Source organism: Tessaracoccus flavus, assembly GCF_001997295.1.
GTDB lineage: Bacteria > Actinomycetota > Actinomycetes > Propionibacteriales > Propionibacteriaceae > Arachnia > Arachnia flava.
Map to the genome: position 1 here is coordinate 751,805 of NZ_CP019605.1, position 24,185 is coordinate 775,989.

The 24,185-nt window shown below is 68.1% G+C and carries 22 protein-coding genes and 1 other RNA gene; 17 read left to right on the forward strand and 6 right to left on the reverse strand.

What is annotated here, in order from left to right:
- Positions 1 to 30: 30 nt before the first annotated feature.
- From rplQ to RPIT_RS03360, 8 genes are all read left to right on the forward strand, one after another.
- Positions 31 to 600 (forward strand): 50S ribosomal protein L17, encoded by a 570-nt coding sequence (gene rplQ / locus RPIT_RS03325; RefSeq protein WP_077340622.1) that lies wholly within the window; start codon positions 31 to 33, stop codon positions 598 to 600.
- Between the two features lie 78 nt (positions 601 to 678).
- Complete coding sequence (locus RPIT_RS03330; protein ID WP_077340624.1) at positions 679 to 1,641, forward strand: ABC transporter substrate-binding protein; 963 nt, start codon at positions 679 to 681, stop codon at positions 1,639 to 1,641.
- A 79-nt stretch (positions 1,642 to 1,720) separates the two neighbouring features.
- Positions 1,721 to 2,686 carry an ABC transporter substrate-binding protein gene (locus RPIT_RS03335; RefSeq protein ID WP_077340626.1) on the forward strand — a complete coding sequence of 322 codons (966 nt, stop codon included), beginning with the start codon at positions 1,721 to 1,723 and terminating at the stop codon, positions 2,684 to 2,686.
- 11 nt (positions 2,687 to 2,697) lie between these two features.
- Entirely contained in the window at positions 2,698 to 3,600 is a 903-nt protein-coding gene (locus RPIT_RS03340; RefSeq protein WP_077340628.1) for an ABC transporter permease, read from the forward strand.
- Positions 3,600 to 4,391 (forward strand): ABC transporter ATP-binding protein, encoded by a 792-nt coding sequence (locus RPIT_RS03345; RefSeq protein WP_077340630.1) that lies wholly within the window; start codon positions 3,600 to 3,602, stop codon positions 4,389 to 4,391. The genes RPIT_RS03340 and RPIT_RS03345 overlap by 1 nt, the downstream gene beginning before the upstream one ends.
- A gap of 5 nt (positions 4,392 to 4,396) precedes the next feature.
- On the forward strand, positions 4,397 to 5,539 hold the full coding sequence (locus RPIT_RS03350; RefSeq protein WP_077340632.1) for a glycosyltransferase: 1,143 nt from the start codon (positions 4,397 to 4,399) through the stop codon (positions 5,537 to 5,539).
- A 196-nt stretch (positions 5,540 to 5,735) separates the two neighbouring features.
- Positions 5,736 to 6,140, forward strand: a complete 405-nt coding sequence (locus RPIT_RS03355; protein WP_157633330.1) for a hypothetical protein — start codon at positions 5,736 to 5,738, stop codon at positions 6,138 to 6,140.
- A gap of 69 nt (positions 6,141 to 6,209) precedes the next feature.
- Positions 6,210 to 8,129, forward strand: coding sequence for an acyltransferase family protein (locus tag RPIT_RS03360; RefSeq protein ID WP_093664658.1), 1,920 nt, complete (start codon positions 6,210 to 6,212; stop codon positions 8,127 to 8,129).
- Positions 8,130 to 8,217: 88 nt separating this feature from the next.
- Here the strand turns inward: RPIT_RS03360 and RPIT_RS03365 are convergent, their stop codons facing one another.
- The 4 genes from RPIT_RS03365 to trmB form a co-directional block, all read right to left on the reverse strand.
- Positions 8,218 to 8,832 (reverse strand): superoxide dismutase, encoded by a 615-nt coding sequence (locus RPIT_RS03365; RefSeq protein WP_077340638.1) that lies wholly within the window; start codon positions 8,830 to 8,832, stop codon positions 8,218 to 8,220.
- 127 nt (positions 8,833 to 8,959) lie between these two features.
- Positions 8,960 to 9,556, reverse strand: coding sequence for a class I SAM-dependent methyltransferase (locus tag RPIT_RS03370; protein WP_077340640.1), 597 nt, complete (start codon positions 9,554 to 9,556; stop codon positions 8,960 to 8,962).
- The gene (truA, locus tag RPIT_RS03375; RefSeq protein ID WP_077340642.1) at positions 9,553 to 10,398 is read right to left on the reverse strand and encodes a tRNA pseudouridine(38-40) synthase TruA; all 846 of its coding nucleotides are present in this window, start codon (positions 10,396 to 10,398) and stop codon (positions 9,553 to 9,555) included. Before truA ends, RPIT_RS03370 begins: the two co-directional genes overlap by 4 nt.
- A complete protein-coding gene (gene trmB, locus RPIT_RS03380; RefSeq protein ID WP_077344185.1) occupies positions 10,382 to 11,050 on the reverse strand; it encodes a tRNA (guanosine(46)-N7)-methyltransferase TrmB in 669 nt (222 codons plus the stop codon). The genes truA and trmB overlap by 17 nt, the downstream gene beginning before the upstream one ends.
- 132 nt (positions 11,051 to 11,182) lie before the next feature.
- On the opposite strand from trmB, the gene RPIT_RS03385 reads away from it, so the two are divergent.
- On the forward strand, positions 11,183 to 11,566 hold the full coding sequence (locus tag RPIT_RS03385) for a YccF domain-containing protein (RefSeq protein WP_077340644.1): 384 nt from the start codon (positions 11,183 to 11,185) through the stop codon (positions 11,564 to 11,566).
- A 376-nt stretch (positions 11,567 to 11,942) separates the two neighbouring features.
- Here RPIT_RS03385 and RPIT_RS03390 read toward each other — a convergent pair whose 3' ends face one another.
- The gene (locus tag RPIT_RS03390; RefSeq protein WP_077344186.1) at positions 11,943 to 14,024 is read right to left on the reverse strand and encodes an elongation factor G-like protein EF-G2; all 2,082 of its coding nucleotides are present in this window, start codon (positions 14,022 to 14,024) and stop codon (positions 11,943 to 11,945) included.
- A 188-nt stretch (positions 14,025 to 14,212) separates the two neighbouring features.
- Between RPIT_RS03390 and rplM the strand changes: the two genes are divergently transcribed.
- The 8 genes from rplM to RPIT_RS03430 all read left to right on the forward strand — a co-directional run bounded on the left by rplM (position 14,213) and on the right by RPIT_RS03430 (position 23,379).
- Positions 14,213 to 14,656 (forward strand): 50S ribosomal protein L13, encoded by a 444-nt coding sequence (gene rplM, locus RPIT_RS03395; RefSeq protein ID WP_077340646.1) that lies wholly within the window; start codon positions 14,213 to 14,215, stop codon positions 14,654 to 14,656.
- Positions 14,657 to 14,673: 17 nt separating this feature from the next.
- Entirely contained in the window at positions 14,674 to 15,204 is a 531-nt protein-coding gene (gene rpsI, locus RPIT_RS03400; RefSeq protein WP_077340648.1) for a 30S ribosomal protein S9, read from the forward strand.
- A 284-nt stretch (positions 15,205 to 15,488) separates the two neighbouring features.
- A complete protein-coding gene (glmM, locus tag RPIT_RS03405; protein WP_077340650.1) occupies positions 15,489 to 16,841 on the forward strand; it encodes a phosphoglucosamine mutase in 1,353 nt (450 codons plus the stop codon).
- Positions 16,842 to 16,935: 94 nt separating this feature from the next.
- Positions 16,936 to 17,676: a zinc ribbon domain-containing protein gene (locus tag RPIT_RS03410; protein WP_077340652.1), complete on the forward strand. Its 741-nt coding sequence runs from the start codon at positions 16,936 to 16,938 to the stop codon at positions 17,674 to 17,676.
- The gene (locus RPIT_RS03415) at positions 17,676 to 19,109 is read left to right on the forward strand and encodes an RNB domain-containing ribonuclease (protein ID WP_077340655.1); all 1,434 of its coding nucleotides are present in this window, start codon (positions 17,676 to 17,678) and stop codon (positions 19,107 to 19,109) included. The genes RPIT_RS03410 and RPIT_RS03415 overlap by 1 nt, the downstream gene beginning before the upstream one ends.
- 427 nt (positions 19,110 to 19,536) lie before the next feature.
- Positions 19,537 to 19,894: RNase P RNA component class A (gene rnpB / locus RPIT_RS03420), an RNA gene on the forward strand.
- A 48-nt stretch (positions 19,895 to 19,942) separates the two neighbouring features.
- Positions 19,943 to 22,429, forward strand: a complete 2,487-nt coding sequence (locus RPIT_RS03425) for a circularly permuted type 2 ATP-grasp protein (RefSeq protein ID WP_143028163.1) — start codon at positions 19,943 to 19,945, stop codon at positions 22,427 to 22,429.
- Positions 22,426 to 23,379 carry a transglutaminase family protein gene (locus tag RPIT_RS03430; protein WP_077340659.1) on the forward strand — a complete coding sequence of 318 codons (954 nt, stop codon included), beginning with the start codon at positions 22,426 to 22,428 and terminating at the stop codon, positions 23,377 to 23,379. Before RPIT_RS03425 ends, RPIT_RS03430 begins: the two co-directional genes overlap by 4 nt.
- On the opposite strand, the gene RPIT_RS03435 is transcribed toward RPIT_RS03430, so the two are convergent.
- Positions 23,372 to 24,175: a transglutaminase-like domain-containing protein gene (locus tag RPIT_RS03435; protein WP_093664660.1), complete on the reverse strand. Its 804-nt coding sequence runs from the start codon at positions 24,173 to 24,175 to the stop codon at positions 23,372 to 23,374. The genes RPIT_RS03430 and RPIT_RS03435 overlap by 8 nt on opposite strands.
- Positions 24,176 to 24,185 lie beyond the last annotated feature (10 nt).

Sequence of the window (24,185 nt, forward strand, 5' to 3'; positions counted from 1 at the left end):
CCCACTCACTGAACCCTGGAGTAAAAACCAATGCCTAAGCCAACCAAGGGCCCTCGCCTGGGCGGCAGCCCGACCCACGAGCGCATCATGATGCGTAACCTGGCCACCCAGCTGTTCCAGCACGGCCGCATCACCACCACTGAGACGAAGGCTCGCCGCGTGCAGCCGCTCGCCGAGAAGCTCATCACCAAGGCGAAGCGTGGGGATCTGCACTCGCGCCGACTGGTGCTCGAGTCGATCACCGACGTCGCCGTGGTCAAGCACCTCTTCGACGAGATCGCTCCCACCATGGCCGAGCGTGAGGGCGGCTACACCCGCATCACGAAGATCGGTCCGCGTAAGGGCGACAACGCGCCGCTGGCCGTGATCGAGATCATCACTGAGGCCGTCACCCCGAAGCCCAAGAGCGCCAAGGCTGCTCCGAAGGCGGAGGCCAAGGCTGACGAGACCGAGACCCCCGTGGAGGAGTCCGAGGTTGCCGAGGCTCCCGAGCAGGAGATCGCTGAGGACGAGGCCGCCGCGGAGGCGACCGAGGCCGAGGCCGACGAGACAGCCGCTGCGGAGCCCACTGCTCCCGCGGAGACCGATCAGACCAAGTGATCTGAACCACTGTGAAGGGGCCCCGCGGGGCCCCTTCACCCGTTCCGGCGACTGTGAGCCGGTCGAGAGGAGCCCACGATGATCCGACGAGCCTTGGCAGGCGCGTGCATCGCCGGCCTGTTGCTGACGGCCTGCGCGGAGGGAGGCGACGAGTCGAGCGTTTCGATCTCTGCTGTCACGATCATGTCCCACCCGTCACTCGATGCCGTGTATGACGGCATCCGCGAGGGCCTTGCGGATGCCGGCTACGTCGACGGGGACAACCTGTCGCTCGAGTTCCAGAATCCGCAGGGGGATCAGTCCACCCTGACGAGCATTGCCAACACCTACGCCGCCTCGGACGCGGACCTCTTCGTCGCACTCGCCACGCCGCCGGCGCAGGCGCTGGCTCAGGTGATCCAGGACCGGCCCATCGTCTTCGCGTCGGTCACGGATCCAGTGGCCGCAGGCCTCGTCGATTCCTTCGAGGCCCCGGGAGGCAACGTGACGGGAACCAGCGACCAGCTTCCCACCGACGAGCAGTTGCGGGTCATCCTGGAGATCGATCCCACGGTGGAAACTGTCGGCATCGTGTACTCGTCGGCCGAGGTCAACGCGCAGGTGCAGGCGGAGGCCGCGGTCGTGGCCGGCAACGAGCTCGGCATCACCGTCGAGACCGCGACGGTCGCGAACTCCTCGGAAGTGCAGCAGGCTGCTGAGTCCCTGGACGTGGACGCGTACTTCATCCTGGTGGACAACACGGTGGTCTCAGCCATGGCCACCATGGTTCAGATCGCAGAGGACAAGCAGTCGCTGCTCGTCACCTCTGATCCGGACTCCGTCGAGATCGGAGCGGCTGCCGCGCTGTCGACCGACTACAGGTCCCAGGGCCTACAGACCGCGGCGATGATCGTGCGGATCCTCGAGGGAGCGGACCCGGCCGAGACCCCCGTGGAGGTCCAGGAGTCGCTGGAGTTCGTCGTCAATCCGAGCGCCGCAGAGCGGATGGGCGTCACGATCCCGGATGAGGTGCTGGCGAAGGCGGACCGTACCGTCGGCTGACCCGACGAGCGGTGGACGCGGCGCGGCGTGCGGCCGCGGAGAACCTAGGCTTGTCCCCGCTGACCCAGAAGGAGAACCAATGAAGCTCAAGGCACTAGCAGCGCTCGGGGTGTCCGCCGCGCTGGCGCTCACCGCCTGCGGCGGAGACGCGGGCAACGACGGCGACTACAAGATCGGCATCGCCACGATCGTCGCCCACCCCGCACTCGATGCCGTACAGGAGGGGTTCATCGAGGCCCTCGCCGAGGCTGGCTACGAGGAGGGCGTCAACATCGAGTTCGACCGGCAGAACGCGCAGGGCGACCAGTCGACGCTGACCAACATCGCCAACACGTTCGGCAGCTCCGACTACGACGGCTTCCTCGCCGTTGCGACGCCGACCGCGCAAGCGCTGTCCAACGTCATCACCGACAAGCCGGTGGTCTTCGCCGCCGTCACCGATCCGGTGGCCGCCGAGCTCGTCTCCTCGTGGGAGGCCCCCGACGCCAACGTGACCGGTGTGTCGGATCTCAACCCGATGAGGGAGCAGCTCGAGCTCATCCAGGAGGCGCTGCCTGAGGCGGCCACCGTCGGAATCATCTACACCTCCAGCGAGGTCAACTCACAGGTGCAGTTCGACGAGGCGGAGAAGGCTGCCGCCGAACTCGGCCTCGAGGTCGTGGCTGCGACCGTGACGAACTCGTCCGAAGTGCAGCAGGCGGCTGATTCGCTCGACGTCGACGCCTACCTCATCCCCACCGACAACACGGTCGTGTCCGCGGCCGAGGCCGTCATCCAGGTGGCCGAGACCAAGCAGACGCCAGTGTTCGCCTCCGACGAGTCGACGATGGAGCGCGGCGCGGCTGCAGGTTTGAGCGTCAACTACACCCAGCAGGGGCGTGACGCCGCCGCCGCGCTGCTGAAGATGCTCGAGGGCACGAGCGCGGCCGACATTCCGGTGGAGACGCAGAAGGAGTTCGACCTGTTCGTCAACACCGCTGCCGCCGAGGCCCAGGGCCTCGCTCTTCCCGAGTCGATCGTGTCCCGCGCCACGAAGCAGTTCTGAGGCACGTCCGTATGATCATCGCGCTCGAGATCGGGTTGCTCTACGCCGTCATGGCTCTGGGGGTCTACCTCACCTACCGGGTGCTCGACTTCCCAGACCTGACGGTGGACGGCTCCTTCGTCACGGGCGCGGCGACCTGCGTCACTCTGCTCGTCGCGGGGGCGCCCATTGCGGTGGCGATGGCCGCGGCCACCGTCGCGGGGGCGCTCGCCGGAGCGATCACCGGACTGCTGCACGTCTGGGGGAAGATCAACCCGTTGCTGGCGGGCATCATCACCCAGATCGCGCTCTACTCGATCAACCTTCGGATCATGGGTAGGGCCAACCTGCCGGTCCCGCGCGACCTGGAGAACCTCTTCACGCCGATCAGGCAGGCCGGGCTCTGGGGCACCTGGGTCTCGGTCGGCATCTACGCCCTCGTGATCGCCGTCATCGGTGCGCTCGTGTACTGGTTCCTCGGGACGCAGTACGGCGTGGCCCTGCGGGCCACGGGCGACAACGAGATGATGGCCCGGTCCCAGGGGATCAACACCGGAGTGTCCAAGACCGTCGGGCTCATGATCTCCAACGCTCTCGTGGCCTTCTGCGGCGCCATCCTCGCCCAGTACAACGGCTACGCCGACATCTCCATGGGGATCGGTCTCATCGTCGCCGGGCTCGCCTCGGTCATCGTCGGGCAGGCGATCTTCGGCATGACAGCCGTCTGGCAGGCGGTGCTGGCCGCGGCGCTCGGGTCGATCGTCTACCGCGGTGTGATCCAGCTGGCTCTCAACGCCGGGTTCAACCCCAACGACATGAAGCTCATCTCCGCGGTGCTGGTGGTGGCCGCCCTGATCCTGCCCGCGTGGGGCCCGGTGAAGCGGCTGCGGGCCAGGCGCCGACGCGCAGCCGCCGTCGCGGAAGGAGCCCGCTGATGCTCGAGTTGGACAACGTCACCAAGCGTTTCTTCCCCGGCACGGTCAACGAGCGCGTCGCTCTCGACCGCGTGTCCCTGACGCTGCACGAGGGGGACTTCGTGACCGTCATCGGCTCCAACGGTGCCGGCAAGTCCACCATGCTCAACGTCATCTCCGGCCGCTACCCGTGCGACGAGGGTCGTGTCGTCATCGACCGGAAGGACCGCACCCGCTCACCCGAGCACCGTCGCGCGAGTCAGGTGGCCAGGGTGTTTCAGGACCCCATGGCGGGAACTGCCCCACATCTCACCATTGAGGAGAACCTGGCGATCGCGTTCGAGCGCGGAGGACGTCGCGGGCTGCGGATGGCCGTGACCAAGCCGAAGCGCGCAGTGTTCCGCGAGGCGCTGGAGACGCTCGAGCTGGGGCTCGAGGACCGGCTTGAGATGCGCGTCGGCATGCTGTCCGGCGGGCAGCGTCAGGCGCTGAGCCTCCTCATGGCCACCTACGCCGAACCGGCCATCCTGCTCCTCGACGAGCACACCGCGGCCCTCGACCCTGCGCGGGCCGAACTCATCACGAAGCTGACCGCAGACGCCGTCGCTCGCCACAACCTCACCACCTTGATGGTGACCCACAACATGCATCAGGCCATCGAGTTGGGCAACCGTCTCATCATGATGCACGAGGGGCGGATCGTGCTCGAGGTGGACGAGGCCGCGAAGAAGACGATCACCGCCGACCAACTGCTGGCCGAATTTTCGAAGATCAAGGGCGCGAGCCTCGCCGACCGAACTCTGCTTGACTAGCGGTCATGCGCATCGCTCAGCTTGCCAACTTCGTCGGCCCGACGTCTGGTGGCATGAAGGTCGTCATCGAGAACCTGGGCAAGGGCTACGTCGAGGCGGGTCACGAGAGGGTCTTCGTAGCTCCGGGCGTGAGGGACGAGGTGATCGAGACCGAGTCCGGGATCCTCGTGTATGTCCGTGCGCCACGAGTGACCGATCAGTACCGCATGATCTTCAAGCCGTGGCGGGCCCTTGACGCGCTGGATCGCTTCCGCCCGACGACCGTCGAGGTCTCGGACAAGTGGACGTTGTCGCCCGCAGCGGGCTGGGCTGCTCGGCGTGGTGTCGGTTCGATCCTGTTCAGCCACGAGCGGCTCTCCGACATGCTGGCCATGTGGGCCAGGCAGTCATTCGGGGTCGAGGTCGCGGTCGGCGCGCTCAACCGCCGGCTCTCGAAGGCCTTCGAAGCCGTCGTGGTGACCAGCGAGTTCGCGGCCGAGGAGTTTGCAGGTACCGGAGCGCGGCTCGAACTCGTCCCCCTGGGCGTGGACCTCGAGACCTTTCGGCCCGAAGTCGGGGCTCCGGCCGACGACGGCGTCCTCAAGCTCTGTTACGTGGGCCGCCTGTCGCACGAGAAGAGTCCGCAGCTCGCGGTGGGCACGGCTGTCGAACTTCATCGCAGAGGGCACCTGGTGCGGCTCGACATGTACGGCACCGGCCCGGACGAGGCCATGCTGCGCGAGGCCGCAGGAGACGTGGAGGTCGTCTTCCACGGTTTCGTTGCCGGACGCGACGAGGTCGCCAAGCGCTACGCGGCTGCCGACATCTCGCTGTCGGTCTGCCCGGCCGAGACCTTCGGCCTCGCCGTCCTGGAGGCGCTGGCGTGCGGCACCCCCGTCGTCACGTCGAACAGGGGAGGGGCACGCGAGCTGGTGGACCACACCTCAGGAGCTTCGGCGGACCCGCATCCGGCTGCGCTCGCGGACGCGGTGGAAGAACTGTTGCCCCGCCTGGGCGCAGATTTCAGAGCGGCTGCCCGGCGTCGGGCCGAGCGTTACTCTTGGAGCCGTACCACACAGCGGATGCTGGCCCTCCACGAAGAACTCGCACGCACCGTCGCGTTCCGGGTTCCGCGGTCAGGGCCGAAGCGTGAGGGGAGGCTGCGATGAAGCTCCGGCATCTCGTGGTGGCGGTCGTCGCGTTCGTCGCCCCGGTGGCGGGGAAAGCTCCGCGAGCGGATCCCGCGCGCGGCAGTCAAACGGTCAGCGATCTCGTGGGTCGGTGCGCGGGCCTGGGCCTGTCGGGGAAGCCCCTGGCTGATGCGGCGGTCGGGGCTGTTGCGCAAGCCTTCGGCGATCACTCCGTGTGGCATCTGTGGGAGTCCCCGAGCGGGCGCTGGCGCGCGGCCGCGGCTGGTCCCAGCAGTACAACACGGTGCTGCTCAAGGTCCTGCAGGGATTGGGCTTCGACGCGAGGCTGGTGCATGCGGCCCGCGTGCGCGGTTTCGGGCACCCGTGGTGGCTGGCCGGGCACACCTGGGTCAGGGTGATGATCGACGGGCACGAGGTGGACGCGTGCGCGTCAAGGTTGGACAACGTCGTCGGTAGGAGCCCGTTCGTGCCGCTGACCCCGGTGCTGCCGGTGCGCCTGTCGACGCGCTGGGCGGTGGCGCTGGCACTCGCACCGTTCGTCGTCGTCGCAGTCTGGCGCTCATGGCTGACGGGAGAGTCGGTGGCGCCCTGGGTCTACGGGCCCCGGGGCACCACCTGACCTCACTGACTCGATGACGATCGTGGCGCGCCCTCGGGAATTCTGGGGTGCGCCGTTAGACTCTGGCGCGTGCAGACCCCTCCCGCGACCGTGACCTACGTGCCCAGCCTCGACGGGCTCCGCACCATCGCCGTCGGTCTGGTCATCGCATTCCACCTCAGCGTCCCGGGCATGGGGTTGGGTTTCGCGGGTGTGGACGTGTTCTTCGTCCTGTCGGGGTACCTCATCACCGCGGGGCTTCTCCGCGACACGGTCATCCACGGCAAGCCGCAGTACGGGAAGTTCTGGCAGAGGCGCTTCAAACGTCTGCTGCCGGCCGCCACGCTGGTCCTGCTTGTCGTTCTGATCTACGGGACCTTCTTCGTCCCGCTGTTCCGCAAGGCAGCGGTCTCGTGGGATGTCTTCTGGACCTCCATCTACCTCGGCAACTGGCACTTCATGGGGGCCAACAGCTATTTCAGCTCCGACGGCACGCCGTCGATCCTGCTGCACATGTGGTCGCTGGCCGTGGAGGAACAGTTCTACTTCGCCTGGCCGCTCATCATCGGCGCGGTCGCCCTGATCACGGCGAGGGAGGGCGCCCGGCATCGCACGGTGCTCATCCTCGGCGTGGTGGGGATGGGGCTGATCGTGGCGTCGGCCGTGCTCCTCATGGTGCTCTACAACCCGGAGGCACCCGACCGGGCCTACATGGGCACCGATACCAAGGCCTTCGAACCGCTGATGGGCGCGGTGCTGGCCATCGCCCTGTCCAATGAACGCGTGCACGCGTTCTTCGCCGCGCACCACCGACTCGTCACGCTGGTGGGCAGCGTTGTGGGCATCGCGGTCCTCCCGTTCCTGGCCGGTCCCAGCGCCTTCTACTTCCAGGGGGGAGCGGTCGTCCTCAGCATCGGGGTGGTTCTGGTGATCGGCGGACTCGTCGCCCAGCCCGCGCCGACGACGATGAGCCGCGCGCTCTCGTGGGGACCGGTCGCGTACCTCGGGCAGATCTCCTACGGCCTGTACCTGTGGCACTGGCCGTGGAGCGTGTGGCTCGACGTGGCCCACCAGGAAGAGTTCCGGATGCTGCGCGCTCCCGCAGCCCTGGCGGGGACGCTGATCTGCGCGGTCGCGTCGTACCACCTCGTCGAGGAGCCGATCCGCCGCGGGCGCCTCTCGAAGTGGTTCTCCCTGCGCCGCGTGCTCGGCGCGGTCGCGATCGTGATGGCGGTCATCCTGACCTGGGCGACCATGCTGCGTCTCGCCCCCGGGGCGACCGGGGACAACCGCACCATCGTCGTCGTGGGGGACTCCGTGCCCTACCGGCTGATGGAGTCCCTCGATCAGGCAGCGACGGAGAACGACCTCGTCATCGACAATGCGTCGCGCGGAGGCTGTCCGCCGCTGTCGATCGAATTGCAGGAGTACGGCAAGCCCGACCACGAGGGGGTCGGGGACTGCACGATGATCGCGGACCTGCAGACGGAGAAGATTGAGCAGGTCAAGCCCGACCTGGTGCTGTGGTGGTCGCGCTACGAGATCCACCAGCGGTGGATCGGGGACCGCATCGTCGGGCCGGACGAGGAGGAGTTCTGGACGGCCCTGGAGGAGGACCTGGCCGCCTCGGTCGACCGCCTCACGTCGACCGGAGCGACCCTCGTCATCGCCCAGACCGAACGACCCGGGCAGGGGATGCTCAGCCGCTGCACCGAGGACGACTGTCATCCGCTGCTGGACCTCATGACCAACCACGACGAGCACCGCCGCCGCTGGAACCAACTCGTCGTGGACCTGGCGCAGTCCGACCCCCGTGTGGCGACCTTCCGGATGGATCCGCTGCTGTGCAAGGACGACGAACCTTCCGCGGTCACCGCCCCCGCCCTGTGTGACGACAGCCGCCCCGGAGGCTTCCTGCGCCCGGACGGCAGTCACGTACTGGTCGACCCCTACGGAAAGGAGACCGCCGAGGCAGTGCTGCAGGAACTCCTGCGCGCCGGGCTGGACTGAGTCAGCTCGGCTCAGCTGCGCTCAGCGGCTCTCGCGCATGCAGAAGGCGGCGCCCCCGATCGGGGACGCCGCCTTCTAGGTATCGAGGTCAGGCCAGGGCGTCGCTGGCAGCCTTCGCCTTGGCGAAGCGCTCGTTCACGTCGGTCCAGTTGACCACGTTCCACCACGCGTTGACGTAGTCACCCTTCACGTTCTTGTACTGCAGGTAGAAGGCGTGCTCCCACATGTCGAGCTGCAGCACGGGGATCTGGCCCGCGGGCAGGTTGCCCTGCTGATCGAACAGCTGGTTGATGTTCAGCCGCTGGCCGAGGGTGTCCCACACCAGCATCGACCAACCGGAGCCCTGGATCCCGTTGGCCACGGCGTTGAAGTGCTTCTTGAAGCCGTCGAACGAGCCGAAGTACTCGTCGAGCGCCGCCGCGATGTCTCCGTCGGGCTCGCCGCCGCCATCGGGGGACATGTTCTTCCAGAACACCGAGTGGTTGATGTGCCCACCGAGGTGGAAGGCAGCGTCCTTGGAGAGCTTGTTGACGGCACCGAGGTCGCCCTTGTCGCGGGCCGCCGCGAGCTGCTCCAGGGCGTCGTTGATGCCCTTGACGTACGCGGCATGGTGCTTGCTGTGGTGAAGCTCCATGATCTCGGGGGCGATGTGCGGCGCGAGTGCGCCGTAGTCGTAGTCGAGATCGGGCAGGGTGTAAGTCATGCGTGACTCCTATTCACGTCGGCGTCGCGCCTGGCGGGCGCGCTGTCTCGTCCATCCTATGCGGGTGCCGGGGTGGCTGTCAGTGGTTCAGAGTTCGCCGCTGGCGCACGGCGACGGCGACGTGGCGTCACTCCGAGGAGGGGGTGACCCGCAGCACCCGGAACCCCTTGGCGGAGGCGACGCGGCCCGTCGGGAAGCCCTGGTCGTCCAGCCAGCGCTGCAGCGAGTCGCCGCCGAGGTTCTTGCCGACCACGAGGTAGGCCGCGCCGTCCAGGGTGAGGCGGGTTAGCCACATGAGCAGAAGCTCGTGCAGGGCCTGCTTGCCGATCCGGATCGGCGGGTTGGACCAGATCTCGTCGTAGGCGACCGCCGGATCCACCTCGCTGGGTCGGAGCGCTCGCACCCGGTCCGCCACACCGTGGCGGCGCGCGTTGAGGCCGGTCAACTCCAGCGCCCTGTCATTGACGTCGACGGCATCGACGGTGAGCGCGGGGGATGCAACGGCCAGACCGATCGCGATCGTGCCCACTCCGCACCCCAGGTCGAGCACGTGGCCCGAGGTGGGTGGCTCCACCTCCCGCAGCAGCACCGATGTGCCCAGGTCCAGCCTGCCCCCCGAGAAGACGCCCCGCGCCGCTGTGAACGTGAGCTCGCGGCCGAAGATCGTCGCGGAGAACTCGTGGGTCACCAGGGGATCCTGCGGGGTGTGGAAGTAGTGGGTCACTGTTCCTCCTGCTGGAAGCGGTCTGGATCAAGCGTGCGCACGGCGCGGGCGACGTCGGCCCTGGAGGCCAGTTCGTCGTCGGGCGGATAGCCGACCTCCTCCAGCGTCAGCCCGTGCGCCGGCATCACGTTGATCTCGTTGTGCCGCGACGGGCTGGTCGCCGCAAGCTCCAGCCAGGACTGGGAGCGTCTGCCGGCCGCCACGGCGGTGAGCGCGCCGACGAGCGATCGGACCATCGAATGGCAGAAGGCGTCGGCCAGGAGGTGGACCTCGATGACGCCGTCGCCGCGACGCGATGCGCGCAGCTCACGGAGCTCGCGGATGGTCGTGGCGCCCTCGCGCGGTCGGCAGAACGCGGCGAAGTCGCGTAGCCCGACCAGAGTGGCGGCGGACGCGTTGAGGGTGTCGAGGTCGAGGAGATAGCGGACCCGGGCGACGTGGCCGCGCATCAGGGGGTCGGCCGGGGCGCTGTCGTCGGAGATGCGGTAGCAGTAGCGCCGCCACAGCGCGGAGAACCGGGCGTCGAACCCGGCCGGTGCCGGGGACACCTTCTGCACCACGACGTCGCTGCCCAGCACCCGGGTGAGGCGCCGGTGCAGGGTCGCGGCGGTGACGTCGGGGTCGGGACCTGCGGCGTCGGGAAGGTCCACGTGGCAGACCTGTCCCCGCGCGTGGACCCCGGCGTCGGTTCGCCCTGCCACCACCAGGGTGGGCGGCTCGGTGAGCCGCAGTACCTGACCGATCCAGCCCTCGAGTTCGCCCTGCACCGTCCTGAGACCGGGCTGCACGGCCCAGCCCCGGAAATCGGTGCCGTCGTAGGCGAGGTCAATTCTGAGCCGCATCGGTCCTCCGGTAGGTGAGGTCGTGCACCGTGCGCCCGGCCGCGAGCCCCTTGCCCTCGTACTTGGTGACCGGGCGGTCGGCCAGCCGGGGGGCCCACCCGCCGTGGACGTTCTCGAGGCCGGGGAAATCATCCAGATGCTCACGCATCCACAGGGCGTAGTCCTCCCAGTCTGTGGCCAGCCGCCACAGCCCACCGGGCGTCAGCTTGGCACACACCACATCGGCGAAGTCGCCAGCCACCAGGCGCCGCTTGTGGTGGCGCTTCTTGTGCCACGGGTCCGCGAAGAACGTCCACAGTTCGCTGACTGTCCCATCGGCGAAGAGCTTCGCCAGGCCCTGCGCCCCGTCGCCCACCACGACGCGCACGTTTGAGATGCCCGCCCGGCCGATCCGCCCCAGGGTGGAGGCGACCGCGGGTTCGAACACTTCGAACGCCACGACGTTGGCGTCGGGGCGCTGCGAGGCCATCGGGACGAGCGAGTCGCCCGCGCCGGAGCCGATCTCAACGATCAACGGGGCGTCGCGCCCGAACTCTGCGGCCCAGTCGACCGAGGCGTCGTCCGAAATGGAGGTGGACATGTCGCCTCGAGGGATGTCGACGACGAACGCGCTGTGAAGCCGGTCCCAGTTCTTCTGCTGGGATTCATTCATGCGTGCGCTCCGACGGACGAAGCTGACGACGTCGCGGTGCAGGCGAGGGGGTAGGGGATCCACCCGGCCAGCCTAGTGCCGCGGTTGCCGACGCTCGTAGACTGGCCCCGTAGGCGCGAGACGAGGAGAAACATGCGCACCCTGCTCAACGTCATCTGGGTTATCTTCGGCGGGTTCTGGCTGGCCCTCGGATACTTCGTGGCGGGTGTCCTCGCCTGCCTGCTCATCGTCACGATCCCCGTGGGAATTGCGTCCTTCCGCATGGCCCGCTACGTGCTGTGGCCCTTCGGCAAGACCGTCGTGAAGAAGGAGGGGGCCGGCGCTGGCTCGGCGATCATGAACGGCATCTGGTTCCTCGTCGCCGGGTGGTGGCTGGCCGTGCTTCACGTCGCGACGGCCCTGGCCCAGTCGCTGACCATCGTGGGCCTCGCCAACGCCGTCGTGAGCATCAAGATGATCCCCGTGACCTGCTTCCCCTTCGGCAAGCGGATCACGGACTCCGGCTCGTTCATCTGAGCGCGATCGCTCCCGAAAAGGGGAGCCCCCGACGCCAATGCCTTCCTCGAAACGCCAACGGGTCCCCGCGAACGCCAACGGGACGACCGCAACGCCAACGGTTTCGCGGGAACGCCAACGGTTTCACCGGAACGCCAACGGTTTCGCGGGAACGCCAACGGTTTCGCGGGAACGCCAACGACCACGCCCACACGCCCCCAGAACCCATCGACGCCCCCGAGATATCAGGGGCGTCGATGGTTATCGGCGGCGAGCTGCGATCAACGTTGGCGTTTCGGTCATTGCGTTGGCGTTGTGGTCACTGCGTTGGCGTTGCGGTCTCTTCGTTGGCATTCCGGCCCACTTCACATGGAACACAGCCCTCGCTCTTCTCAGATCACGCCTTCTTGGGCCAATTCTCCTGAGGCATCTGCTCGTAGCCGTGGAACTGGCGGGTGAAACTACCGGTGCCCTGCGCGACGCCGCGCAGATCAATGGGGTAGCTCGACAGCTCCGCCTGCGGCACGAGAGCCTCGATCGTCGCGTGCCCGGCCCCGTCGAGGTCGCTGCCCAGCACCTGGGCCCGACGACCGGCGAGATCGGTGAGGGCCGCGCCCATGAAGGGGTCTCCCACCGTCACGGTCACCTTGTCGAGAGGCTCCAGGAGGCCGACGCGTCCGTTCGCTGCGGCATCCTTGAGCGCCAGTTGCCCCGCCACCTGGAAGGCCATGTCGGAGGAGTCGACCGAGTGAGCCTTCCCGTCGTAGAGCGTGACCCGGATATCGACCATCGGCGAGCCGAAGGAGGTGCCGAGAGCCAGTTGCTGGTGGACTCCCTTCTCCACCGAGCCGATGTAAGCGCGAGGGACAGCGCCGCCCACGACCTTGTCGACGAACTCGAATCCCGCGCCGCGGGGGAGGGGCTCGACCTCAATGTTGCACACCGCAAATTGGCCGTGGCCGCCCGACTGCTTGACATGACGCCCCAGTCCCTTCGCGGGCGCGAGGAAGGTTTCGCGCAGAGCCACGCGGACGGGCTCCTCCTCGAAGGCGACGGCGAAGCGCTCCTTGAGTCGGGCCAGCAGGAGCTCCTTGTGTGCCTGCCCCATCACCCAGAGGACCTGCTGCTCGGTCTCGGCGTTGCGTTCGAGACGCACCGTCGTGTCTTCGAGCGAGAGCCGGTGCAGGGCGGAGGCGAGCTTGTCCTCATCGCCGCGCTGGGTGACCTTCAGCGCGACGGGCAGTTGCGGCGTCGGCAGGTCCCAGGGGCGCACGAGGGCCGGACGGTCGGCTGAGGACAGCGTGTCGCCCGTCTCCGCGTGCGCTAGGCGCGTCACGAGCACAATCTCACCGGCGATCGCGGCATCCTTGGAGGCCGTATCGAGGCCCGACGGCACGCTGAGTGGTCCGACCCTGTCCTCGTCGTCGTGATCGGGCCGAGCTTCGGAGTCATCTCCGAACATGTGGCGGTGCCCGGAGACGTGGACGACGTCCTCGGTGCGTAGCGTGCCGGAGAAAATCCTGACGACGCTGGTGCGGCCCGAGTACGTGTCGCTGGTCGTTCGGATGACCTCGGCGACGAGCGGGCCGTCGGGGTCGCAGGAGCCTTCCGGCAGCGTCGCCCCGCCCGGGGTGGTGATCTGGGGGATGGGCCGCATCGACGGGGCCGGGAACCCGCGTTCGATCCAGCGCAGCAGCTCCTCGGTGCCGACGTCGCTGGTGGTGTGGGCCGGCATGAGCGGGTAGAAGCGCGAGCCCAGGAGTGCCTCCTGGAGGCCGTCGTGGACTTCGCTGACCGCGATCTCCTCCCCCTCGAGGTAGCGCTCCAGCAGGTCCTCGTCCCCGAGCTCGGTGATGATGGACTCGATCAGCGGGGCCCGATGCTCGTCGATGAGAGCCAGCTCGGACTCGTCCGCGTCGCGCGAGATCCGGTCGCTGCCCTTGTAGATGTGGGCGCGCTTGTTGAGGAGCGAGAGGTTGCCGATGGTGCGGTCGCCCTCACGGATCGGGAGCAGCGCGGGGACCACGCCGTCGCCGAACGCCTCCCGGCAGACCTCAACCATGGTGAGGAAGTCGGCCCTGCCCTGGTCAAGCTTGGTGATGGCGATGATGCGCGGCAGATTCGCGGCCTCGCACTCCTCCCACAGGCTGAGCGTCGAGGGGAGGATGTCGTCGCCGGCGGGAACGACGAACACGGCGGCATCTGCGGCACGGAGTCCGGCACGCAGCTCGCCGACGTAATCGGGGTGCCCGGGGGCGTCGAGGATGTTGATCTGCGCGTGTTTGGAGGGGATCGAGGCCAGCGTCAGCGACGCCGCCCGCTCCGGGGTGTCTTTCTCACCGCGATAGCCCTCGATCCGGGCGCGCAGAAGATGTTCGAACAGTGTTGTCTTGCCCGAGCCACTCGCGCCGACCAGAACGACGTTGCGAACGTCGTCTGGCGTCGAGATGGCGATGTGGGTACTCGTCTTTGAGGCCATGACCACACGTTAGTGCCACGCCTTCGGTGAGGTGACCCGGCCCCCCGGAAAAGCTGCGGGCACGCGGGAACCAGTTCGATTTTGTGCAGGGGCCGGGCCGGACGTAAGATTGGCAGCTGTTGTGCTTGAAGTCGGCTGTAGGTCGACGGTGCAACCCCCATCACTAGATCATGAATGGAAGTGGGACTGTGTCTACGTACACCCCAAAGCCGGGCGAAATCGCCCGCAACTGGCACGTCATTGACGCCGACAATATCGTTCTGGGACGCCTCGCGGCCCAGATCGCCACGCTGCTGCGCGGCAAGCACAAGCCGAGCTTCGCGCCGCACGTCGACACCGGAGACTTCGTCGTCGTCATCAACGCTTCCAAGATCGCCCTCACCGGCAACAAGCGCGCCGATTCGATGCGCTACACCCACTCCGGCCGTCCGGGCGGGCTCCGCGCCGTCGCCATCGGCGAGCTGCTGGAGAAGGATCCGCGTCGCGCCGTTGAGCGCGCCGTCTGGGGCATGCTCCCCAAGAACAAGCTCAGCCGTCAGATGATGAGCAAGCTCAAGGTCTACGCGGGCCCCGAGCACCCCCATGCTGCGCAGAAGCCGCAGACGTTCGAGATCACCCAGATCGCCCAGTGAGCCGAGGACCTTTAGACATGACTGAGAACGTGAACGAGATCGAAGAGACCGGCGCCGAGGAGATCACCTCGTTCGTCGACGACGAGAACCGCGAAATCGCCTACCGCTCCGATGCCAACGCAGCCGCTGCTGCCGGCATCGAGGTGCGTCCCGCCGTCGTCGCCCCCGGCGCCGCGACGGGTCGCCGCAAGGAGGCCGTCGCCCGCGTCCGCATCGTCCCTGGCTCCGGCCAGTGGACCATCAACGGCCGCACCCTCGAGGACTACTTCCCCAACAAGGTGCACCAGCAGCTGGTGACCGACCCCTTCACCGTCGCCGGTGTCGAGGGCTCCTACGACGTCATCGTGCGCATCCATGGCGGTGGCATCACCGGCCAGGCCGGCGCGCTTCGTCTGGGAGTCGCCCGGGCGCTGAACGCCGTCGACACCGAGGCCTCGCGCCCCGCGCTGAAGAAGGCTGGCATGCTGACCCGCGACTCGCGCATCATCGAGCGCAAGAAGGCTGGTCTCAAGAAGGCCCGCAAGGCTCCGCAGTACAGCAAGCGCTGACCCTGCTCCGCCGAACGCCCGTCCCTGTTGGGGCGGGCGTTCCGCGTTCCCCGGTGGAGTGGTTGATCAGTCACCGCGCCGCCTGCCTCACCAGACGCCAACGCTCCCGATCTCTCGCCGACAGAATCCAGAGTCGCCAATGGACCGTTGGCGTCGGCTCCTACCCGTTGGCGTCGCCCGTCAACCTGCCGACTGTTCGGGCGGACCACTGTCGACGGCGACGCGGACACGGACTCCAGCGTTAAATTCGCTCAGCCGTGTTGAGCGACGGTAGTGTGGATCCGGTGGCGAGACTCTTTGGTACTGATGGCGTGCGTGGCGTGGCGAACGTCGACCTCACGGCGGAATTGGCGGTCGACCTGGCGGTCGCCGCAGCACACATCCTCGGCGAGGCGGGAGCCTTCGCCGGGCACCGGCCCCTGGCCCTCGTCGGACGCGACCCACGCGCCAGTGGGGAGTTCCTCGAGGCGGCGGTGATCGCCGGCCTGGCTTCCGCAGGCGTCGACGTGGTCCGTCTCGGGGTGGTCCCGACGCCGGCCGTCGCCTACCTTGTCAGTGACATGAACGCCGACCTCGGCGTCATGATCTCCGCCTCCCACAACCCCATGCCCGACAACGGCATCAAGTTCTTCTCCCGCGGCGGGGTCAAGCTCGACGACTACCTCGAGGACGCCATCGAGGCGAGGATGGGGGAGCACTGGGAACGTCCGACGGGCGGAGCAGTCGGGCGGATCACCTCCGACCTCGGCGCCGTCGAAGGCTACGTCGCGCACCTGGTTTCATCGCTTGGTGAAGAGTCGAACCTCGAAGGTCTGCGCGTTGTCATCGACTGCGCGAACGGCGCGGCCTCCTTGACGGCGCTCGAGGCGTTCGCCGCCCAGGGCGCGCACATCATCCCGATCCACGCCGAGCCCGACGGGCTCAACATCAACGACAACTGCGGCTCGACCCACCTCGGGGACCTGATCGATCGCGTGGTCAGCGAGGGTGCCGATCTGGGGATCGCGTTGGACGGCGACGCCGACCGCTGCCTCGCCGTCGACCACGAGGGAGCGCTTGTGGACGGCGACCGCATCCTGGCCATCCTTGCGATCGCCATGAAGGAGGAGCACCGGCTCCACTCCGACACCGTCGTCGCGACAGTGATGAGCAATCTCGGTCTCACCAACGCGATGCGCGAGCACGGCATCCGAGTCGACCAGACCAAGGTCGGGGACCGCTACGTGTTGGAGTCCATGAACGCGAACGGATTCGCGCTGGGGGGCGAGCAGTCCGGCCACGTCATCATCTCCGAGTTCGCCAACACCGGCGACGGCACGCTGACGGGACTGCACCTCGCGTCGCGGATGGTAGCCACCGGCAAGTCGCTCAAGGAATTGGCGTCGGTGATGACAGTGCTGCCGCAGGTGGTCATCAATGTCCGCAACGTCGATAAGTTGCGCGCGGGCATCGACAACGAGGTGCAGCAGGCGGTCACGGCCGCCGCGCGGCGGTTGGGTGACACCGGGCGGGTGCTGCTGCGCCCCTCAGGAACGGAGCCTGTCGTCCGCGTCATGGTCGAGGCCCCCACCACCGACGAAGCCGAGCAGATCGCCGGGGAACTCGCGGAGATGGTCCGCGTCAGGCTCGCCCTCTGAGCTGGGCGGCTCGTCGCCAGTCGCGATGGCACAACGGTCGCCGCGCGGGACTAGTAGTCTGGGCCCTCAACCCAACTGGATAAGGACTTAGCCGATGCTCGCTGACCCGGTCGACCAACGCACGCTCCTCACTCTCGCCGACCTCGATTCGGAGGTGGCCCGGGTGCAGCACGCCGCCCGGTCCCTGCCTCAGCACAAGGTCATCGCCGACCTCATGGCGGCCCGGCAGCGCGTCACTGACGAACTCGTGGCGTCCGTCACCGCCGTCGACGATCTGGGCGTCGCAGTCCGCAAGGCCGAATCGGACCTCGTGCCGGTGCGCGCGCGCCTGGAGCGCGACCAACAGCGGGTTTCGGACGGGTCCATCTCAGACGGCAAGGTCCTGCGCTCGCTCACCGAAGAGGTGGAGCACCTCAAGCGACGGATCAACTCCCTGGAGGATGACGAGCTGGAGTTGATGGGTCGGCTCGAGGACGCCACAGCTCATCGCGACAAGGTGGCCGCACAGAAGGCCGAGATCGAGAGCCGACTCCGCGACGAGGTGGCTGCCCGCGACGCGGCCGTGAAGAAGCTCAGCCAGGAGGCGAAGGATCTGGCCGCCACGCGCGCGCCGATCGCGGCGAAAATGCCCGCGGATCTGCTGGCCCTCTACGAGAAGCTACGAGCCTCCTCCGGCATGGGCGCCGCGCTGCTGCGTGCCGGGCGCTGCGGCGGTTGTCAGCTTCAGCTGACCCTCTCCGATCTCGACTCCTATCGCCGCGCACCCGCCGATCAGGTGATCCGGTGCGCGGAGTGTGATCGAATTCTCGTGCGCACTGCGGAGTCGGGTCTCTGATGCCGTCGACGCATCTCGATATCCGCGACATTCCCGAGGACCTCCGGCAGGGGTTGATCGATCTGCAAAGCCGCCTCGGCCTTCCTCGCGAGTTCCCTGCGGAGGTGGCCGCGGAGGCGGAGCTGGCGGCGCAGCTTCCGCCGGAGTCACATGAGGACTTCACTGAGATCGAGTTTGTGACGATCGACCCGCCCTCGTCGCAGGACCTGGATCAGGCGCTACAGATCGAGCGCGACGGCGATGGCTACCTGGTGCGCTACGCGATCTCCGACGTCGCGCACTTCGTGCGCGCCGGCACCGCACTGGAAGCCGAGACCCACCGCCGTGGACAGACCCTCTATGCGCCCAGCGCCCGCATCCCGCTGCATCCCCCCGCGTTGAGCGAGGATGCCGCCTCGCTACTGGCCGACGGTCAGCCCCGCCCTGCCATGGTCTGGGAGCATCGGCTGAATCGCGACGGCGAGTTGACGGAGGTCTCCCTCACTCGCGCGATGGTTGTGAGCCGCGCGAAGCTCAACTACGAAGGGGTGCAGGCGGACCTCGACGCGGGCCGTGCGCACCCGAGCGTCGAGCTTCTTCCTGAGGTGGGACTGAAGCGGCAGCAGCTCGAGATCGAGCGCGGCGGCATCTCGCTCAACCTCCCGGAGCAGGAGATCGTGGAGCACGGCCACACGTGGGATCTGGAGTTCCGTGCGCTCGTCCCCGTGGAGAACTACAACGCCCAGATCTCTTTGTTGACGGGGTTCGCCGCGGCACAGACGATGCTTGAGGGGAAAGTGGGCATCCTCCGGACCCTGCCGCCGGCCGAGGACTGGTCGATCGCGAAGCTCCGTCGCTCGGTGCGTTCCCTCGGTGTGGAGTGGCCGACGTCGATGCCGTATCCGGAGTTTGTGCGGTCGCTGTCGCCGGAGCGCCCCGAGGAGCTGGCGGCGCTCACGAAGTGCACCATGCTCTTCAGGGGTGCCGGATATCTGTCCTTCGACGGCGAGGTACCCGACGAGAACCTTCTGCACGCTGCTCTCGCCGCGCCATACGCCCACACCACCGCTCCGTTACGGCGGCTCGTCGATCGGTACGTGCTGGAGATCTGTCACTCGCTCCTCAACGGGATTGACGTCCCACAGTGGGCGCGCGAAGACCTTGCGGTTCTGCCGAAGGAGATGTCCGATTCCGGACGTACGGCTCGGGCCTACGAGAACGGCGTCGTGGACCTCACCGAGGCGCTGGTCATGCGTGATCGCGTGGGCCAGATCTTCACCGGGGTGCTGACCGACGTCCACCCCAAGACCGGCGTCGGCACCGTGCAGATCCCCGACCCCGCAGTTGAGCTGCGTGTCGGTGCGAAGCAGAAGGAGGTCGGCTCGGAGATCCGCGTGCGGGTCGACAAGGTCGACGTCCGAGCGGGCCGGGTCACTCTGTCCCGCCCCAACTGACCGCTGAGCCGTCGGACGATCCCAGAGTCGTCCGCCTGTGCTCTGGCTCCAAACGCCAACCGGATTGGGCGAACGCCAACCGGATTGGGCGAACGCCAATCGGGGACAGGAGACGCCAAGCACTTGTCGTCAAACGCCAAGGGAGACGTGCGAACGCCAACGCGAACGTGTCAACGCCAACGGGCAGCGAGAAAGGCCAATTGATAAGCGTAAACGCCGACGAGACTCAGCGATGCCCGCGATGTGTCACGGGCGTCGGTGAGTCTCGCCGGCGTCACGGGATGTCTGCTGGCGTTCGGGGCTGACGATTGGCGTTCGGGGCTGACGGCTGGCGTGGCGGGATGTCTGTTGGCGTTTGCGGCCAACCGTTGGCGTCACGGCGGCCGTCGGATGGAGTTGCCGCCGCTGAGGTAGACTCACCCTCGGACGAGTCGGCCAGATGATCGCGGCCAGCAATGGCTGAGGAAAGTCCGGACTCCACAGAGCAGGGTGGTGGGTAACGCCCACCCGGGGTGACCCGCGGGACAGTGCCACAGAAAACAGACCGCCTGGCAACAGGTAAGGGTGAAACGGTGGTGTAAGAGACCACCAGCGCTCCGGGTGACCGGGGCGGCTGGGTAAACCCCACTCGGAGCAAGACCAAGAAGGCCCTTCGGGGCCGCGGATGTCGTCTGAGCGCTGCTCGCGCGAGACATCCGGGTAGGTTGCATGATCCCGCCGGCAACGACGGGCCTCAGATAGATGATCATCCTCGACAGAATCCGGCTTACCGGCCGGCTCGTCCCCATTCCCGGCGCACTGTCGCCCCGCCCCGCCCCGCTAGGGTGTATCGAGTGAGTGCCGAAGCGACCGCGAGACGCGAGATAGCGGACTACCGCGCCCGACTGAGCGGAGGCTGGGACGAGCTAATGGCCCCGACGGGGGTACGCGCCGATCAGCAGCTCATCGCGGACGCGATCGCCGCAAATGGTCTCGACGGTCTCCTCTCCGCACGCGACGACCTCGCCTCTCTTGTCGACGACGAAGGCATCCACTTCGGAACCGAGGGAGGCCGGGGGTGGCGCGTCGACCCCCTCCCCGTCGTGCTCGGAGCCGAGGAGTGGGCGCGCCTCGAGGCCGGGTTGCAGCAACGCGCGCGGCTCCTCAGCCTCGTCCTCGCCGACCTGTACGGGGAACAACGCCTCCTCGCCTCCGGCGCGGTGCCGGCGGAGATCGTCTGGGGGCATCCAGGATTCCTCCACCAGGCGTGCGGAGTGCCGGTGCCTCGCGATCGATGGCTGCCCCTCACCGCGACCGATCTCGGCCGTGGGGAGGACGGCCGGTGGACGGTGTTCGCGGATCGGACCGGCACCCCCGCGGGAGCCGGTTACGCCATGGCCAACCGCCGCCTCACCTCCCGCGTCATGGGCGACCTCCACCACGATGCCCGGCCCGCCCGCCTCCGCAGCTACTTCTCCGCCATGCGGGCCGGCCTGCAGCAGCTGTCCCCTCACGACGGCCGCACCCCCCGCGGAGTTCTCCTGTGGGCCGGGGCCTCCAGCGAGACCGCGTACGAGCAGGGTTTTCTGGCCACGCTCCTGGGTTACGCCCTCGTCGAGGCCGAGGATCTGGTGCTCCGCGAGGGGAGAGTCTGGGTCAACGCGCCTGAAGGCCGGACCCTCGTCGACGTCATCCTGCGCCGGGTGTCGTCGGAACTCGCCGATCCGCTCGAGTTCAGGTCCGAGTCGCAAGTCGGGATCGCCGGTCTCCTGGAGTCGACGCGGCTGGGTAACGTCGTGACGGTCAACCCGTTGGGGAGCGGGGTCCTTGAGAACCCGGCGCTTCTCGCGCTGATGCCATCGCTGGCGCCACAACTCCTGGGCGAAGAGCTTCTGCTTCCCACGGCCCAGACCTGGTGGTGCGGCGACGACAGCGGCCGCTCGCACGTCGCGGCCCACCTTGACCGGCTCCTCATCAAGCCCTTGGGCCGAGGCCGTGGGGGTGAAACGCGCGCCGGATGGGAACTCACCACCGACCAACGGGAGTCGCTCCTCGCCCGGATCGAGGCCGAGCCGTGGGCGTGGTGCGCTCAGGAACCCCTCGAGCTCTCCACCACGCCCCTGGTCACCGATGAGGGCGTTCGCCCGGCACGCTTCGTGCTGCGCTGTTTCGGGGCCCAGGTCGATCACAGCCACGAGGTGCTGGCCGGTGGACTCGCCAGGGTTGCCGCCGATGACCGGTTCCGCATCTCCAGCGCGGAGGGGGCCCTGAGCAAAGACGTCTGGGTGCTCGACCCAGAGGAGGTGGCCGAGACCTGGACACCCACCTTCGAGGGGGGACCCATCGCGATCCAGCGGGTCGGACGCCTCGCGCCGAGAATCGCGGACAACCTCTACTGGCTGGGCCGGTACGTTGAGCGGGCCGACGGCGCCGCGAGGCTACTGCGTCGGGCAGTCGACCTGGCGGGCGACTACGGAGGCCGGCCCGATTCCCGCGGCGCCCAGGTGTTGGGCGCGGTGCTGCTGGCGGGCGAGCGCATCACCGGCCTGGACCTCAGCAGCGGAGACGTTGGCGGGGCACTCACGCTGATGCGGCCCGCGATCGTCGATCAACGGCTGCCCGGTTCTGTGGCCCATGCTGTTCGCAAACTCACCAGAGCGGCGCACGAGGTGCCGGACCTGATGTCGGCCGACCTCTGGCACGTGCTCGGGCAGCTGGCGCGGACCGTCGACGACGCGGGTCACCGACGCGACCTGCCGGGCGTGCTCGACGACCTGCTCGCGGGGACACTTGCCGTCGCGGGGATCAACAACGAAAGCCTGACCCGCGACGCGACGTGGGCGTTCGTCGACGCGGGGATGCGGATCGAGCGCGCCCAGCGCACCCTGGGCGTCGTGCTCCATACCCTCGGCGAAGATCGGGCGGCGGTGGTGGAGGCGCAACTCGTGGATGCGATCCTCGAGTTCAGCGAGTCGCTCATCACGCATCGACGCCGTTCTGCGTCGGGTGAGGGGCCCCGGAACCCCGCAGCAGCGGCAGCGTCCCTCCTCGTCACTGATCCTGCCAACCCGCGGTCGGCGGCTTTCCAGGTTGCCCGACTGGCCGACGACCTGAGGATCGCCGGGGACGAGGAGTTGGCCGCCGCCCTCTCCGGCCTGGCCCTGACCAGCGCCGACATGGAGGTCCTCATCGAGGGACCCCGGCGCGACTTCGCCCACTTCGTCGCCGCCCAACTGAAGGAGCTGCGCGCGTTCTCCGATGACCTGGTCAGGCGCCACCTGACCCGCTCCGCCCCCCGGCGGGCGATGCTGGCCGGGTGGGGCGAAGGTGAGGACACGTGAGGCAGGCACCCGAGAATCTGGCTGCCCGCCGCTACTTCGTCAAGCACAGGACCAGCTACCTCTACTCCGAACCGGTCACCCTCTGCCACGAGCGCGGGTTCCTCACCCCACGGCAGGCTCCGAGCCAGACCGTGCTTGCGCACGGCACCCGCGTGACACCCGAGCCGCTGCTGGAGAGCGTGCACACCGACCGCTTCGGTAACACCAGTCACTACCTGGAGATCCACTACCCCCACACGCAGCTCGAGGTCGTCAAGGAGGCGATCGTCGACGTCGCGTGGCCAGAGATCCACACGGACCAGCTCGACCAGTGGACCCTGGGGTCCGCGCAGAGGGCGATCGCCGGCAATGCGGCGCTCCGGCTTGATCGAGCGATGTACGGCCTACCGTCGCGCTACGTCGACGCCCCCGGCGGTCTGGACGCGTACGCCGACACGATCCTCGCCCCCAACCTGGGCTTCGGGCAGGCTCTGGTGGAGCTCACCCGCGGCATCCACCGCGACTTCGCATACCGGCCCGGCGTCACGTCCGTCCGCACGACGGTGGGGGAACTGCTCGACCTGCGTGCCGGCGTCTGCCAGGACTTCACCCATCTCGGGTTGGCGATCCTGCGCAGCCTCGGCATCCCCGCCCGCTACGTCTCCGGCTACATCGAGACCCGGCCCGCCCCAGGCAAGCAGAAGTTGGAGGGATCGGACGCGTCACACGCCTGGATCTCGGCGCTCGCTCCGAACGGAGCCTGGATCGACGTCGACCCGACGAATGCCCAGTTCGCGGACTCCCGCTACATCGTCACCGCCTGGGGCCGTGACTTCGCCGACGTGAGCCCCCTCCGGGGGGTGGTGGTGACGGAGGCCGCGTCGTCGAGGATGTCGGTCGGGGTCGACGTTTTGCCCATGGTCGGCGACGACGCGCCCCCGATCAGCGTGCTGGGACTCAGCCTCAGCTGAGTGTCGCGGGCTCTGAGCGATCGTCGACCGGAAGATCGCCGTCCACCCACGCGTTCACCGTCATGGATGTCAGCACGGTGCGGCCGCCGAGCGTGGTCATGAACGCGGTATCGGCCGCGTCCCGCCCGGTACAGATCCGCACCATCGACTGACGGGGAGCCAGCCCGGTGGCGTCGATCACGTGCCAGCGACCCTCGAGGAAGACCTCCGCGACCGCGTGGAAGTCCATCGGTTTCAGACCCGGAGCGTAGACCGACGCCATCCGGGCGGGAACGTTGCGACCCCGCAGGAGCGCGACCACGAGGTGCGCATAGTCCCGGCAGACGCCTGCGCGATCGAGATAGGTCTCCAGGGCGCCGTCGACGACCCGGCTTGACCCCGGCCGGTAGGCGATGTTCGTGCTGACCCAGTCGGTCACCGCCCGGACCAACTCCCGGCCCGTGAGACCCTCGAAGTGGGCGTGTGCCAGGTTGGCGAGCCGGTCCGAGTCGCAGTAGCGGGAGGGTCGCGTGTAGAGGATCTCATCGATGCCGAGCAGCGGCGGCTCGGGGCTGCGGCCGTGTACGGCCGCGGTGTAGTCGACGGTGAGGCTCCCCACGGGGGTCTCCCGGAGCCGATGGAGGCGGCTGCCCGACGGCGCGACGACTTCCTCGACGGCAACGTCCTCGTCGCCGACTCTGAAGGAGAGGGTCTCCCGCACCTCCGGGTACTCGCTGCTGACCGCAACGGAGAACACCAGGTCGGCCGGCTGGCGAACGTCGACGATCAGGGTGCTGGAGACATGGCGGCTGGTCACCGCCACAATC

What these genes read in the sequence shown, in the direction of transcription:
- rpsI (WP_077340648.1), top strand. Translation starts at nt 14,674, where the DNA reads ATGACTGAGAACGTGAACGAGATCGAAGAGACCGGCGCCGAGGAGATC.
- RPIT_RS03330 (WP_077340624.1), top strand. Translation starts at nt 679, where the DNA reads ATGATCCGACGAGCCTTGGCAGGCGCGTGCATCGCCGGCCTGTTGCTG.
- trmB (WP_077344185.1), bottom strand. Translation starts at nt 11,050, where the DNA reads ATGAATGAATCCCAGCAGAAGAACTGGGACCGGCTTCACAGCGCGTTC.
- RPIT_RS03335 (WP_077340626.1), top strand. Translation starts at nt 1,721, where the DNA reads ATGAAGCTCAAGGCACTAGCAGCGCTCGGGGTGTCCGCCGCGCTGGCG.
- RPIT_RS03385 (WP_077340644.1), top strand. Translation starts at nt 11,183, where the DNA reads ATGCGCACCCTGCTCAACGTCATCTGGGTTATCTTCGGCGGGTTCTGG.
- RPIT_RS03390 (WP_077344186.1), bottom strand. Translation starts at nt 14,024, where the DNA reads ATGGCCTCAAAGACGAGTACCCACATCGCCATCTCGACGCCAGACGAC.
- truA (WP_077340642.1), bottom strand. Translation starts at nt 10,398, where the DNA reads ATGCGGCTCAGAATTGACCTCGCCTACGACGGCACCGATTTCCGGGGC.
- RPIT_RS03365 (WP_077340638.1), bottom strand. Translation starts at nt 8,832, where the DNA reads ATGACTTACACCCTGCCCGATCTCGACTACGACTACGGCGCACTCGCG.
- rplQ (WP_077340622.1), top strand. Translation starts at nt 31, where the DNA reads ATGCCTAAGCCAACCAAGGGCCCTCGCCTGGGCGGCAGCCCGACCCAC.
- RPIT_RS03415 (WP_077340655.1), top strand. Translation starts at nt 17,676, where the DNA reads ATGCCGTCGACGCATCTCGATATCCGCGACATTCCCGAGGACCTCCGG.
- RPIT_RS03340 (WP_077340628.1), top strand. Translation starts at nt 2,698, where the DNA reads ATGATCATCGCGCTCGAGATCGGGTTGCTCTACGCCGTCATGGCTCTG.
- RPIT_RS03410 (WP_077340652.1), top strand. Translation starts at nt 16,936, where the DNA reads ATGCTCGCTGACCCGGTCGACCAACGCACGCTCCTCACTCTCGCCGAC.
- RPIT_RS03350 (WP_077340632.1), top strand. Translation starts at nt 4,397, where the DNA reads ATGCGCATCGCTCAGCTTGCCAACTTCGTCGGCCCGACGTCTGGTGGC.
- RPIT_RS03345 (WP_077340630.1), top strand. Translation starts at nt 3,600, where the DNA reads ATGCTCGAGTTGGACAACGTCACCAAGCGTTTCTTCCCCGGCACGGTC.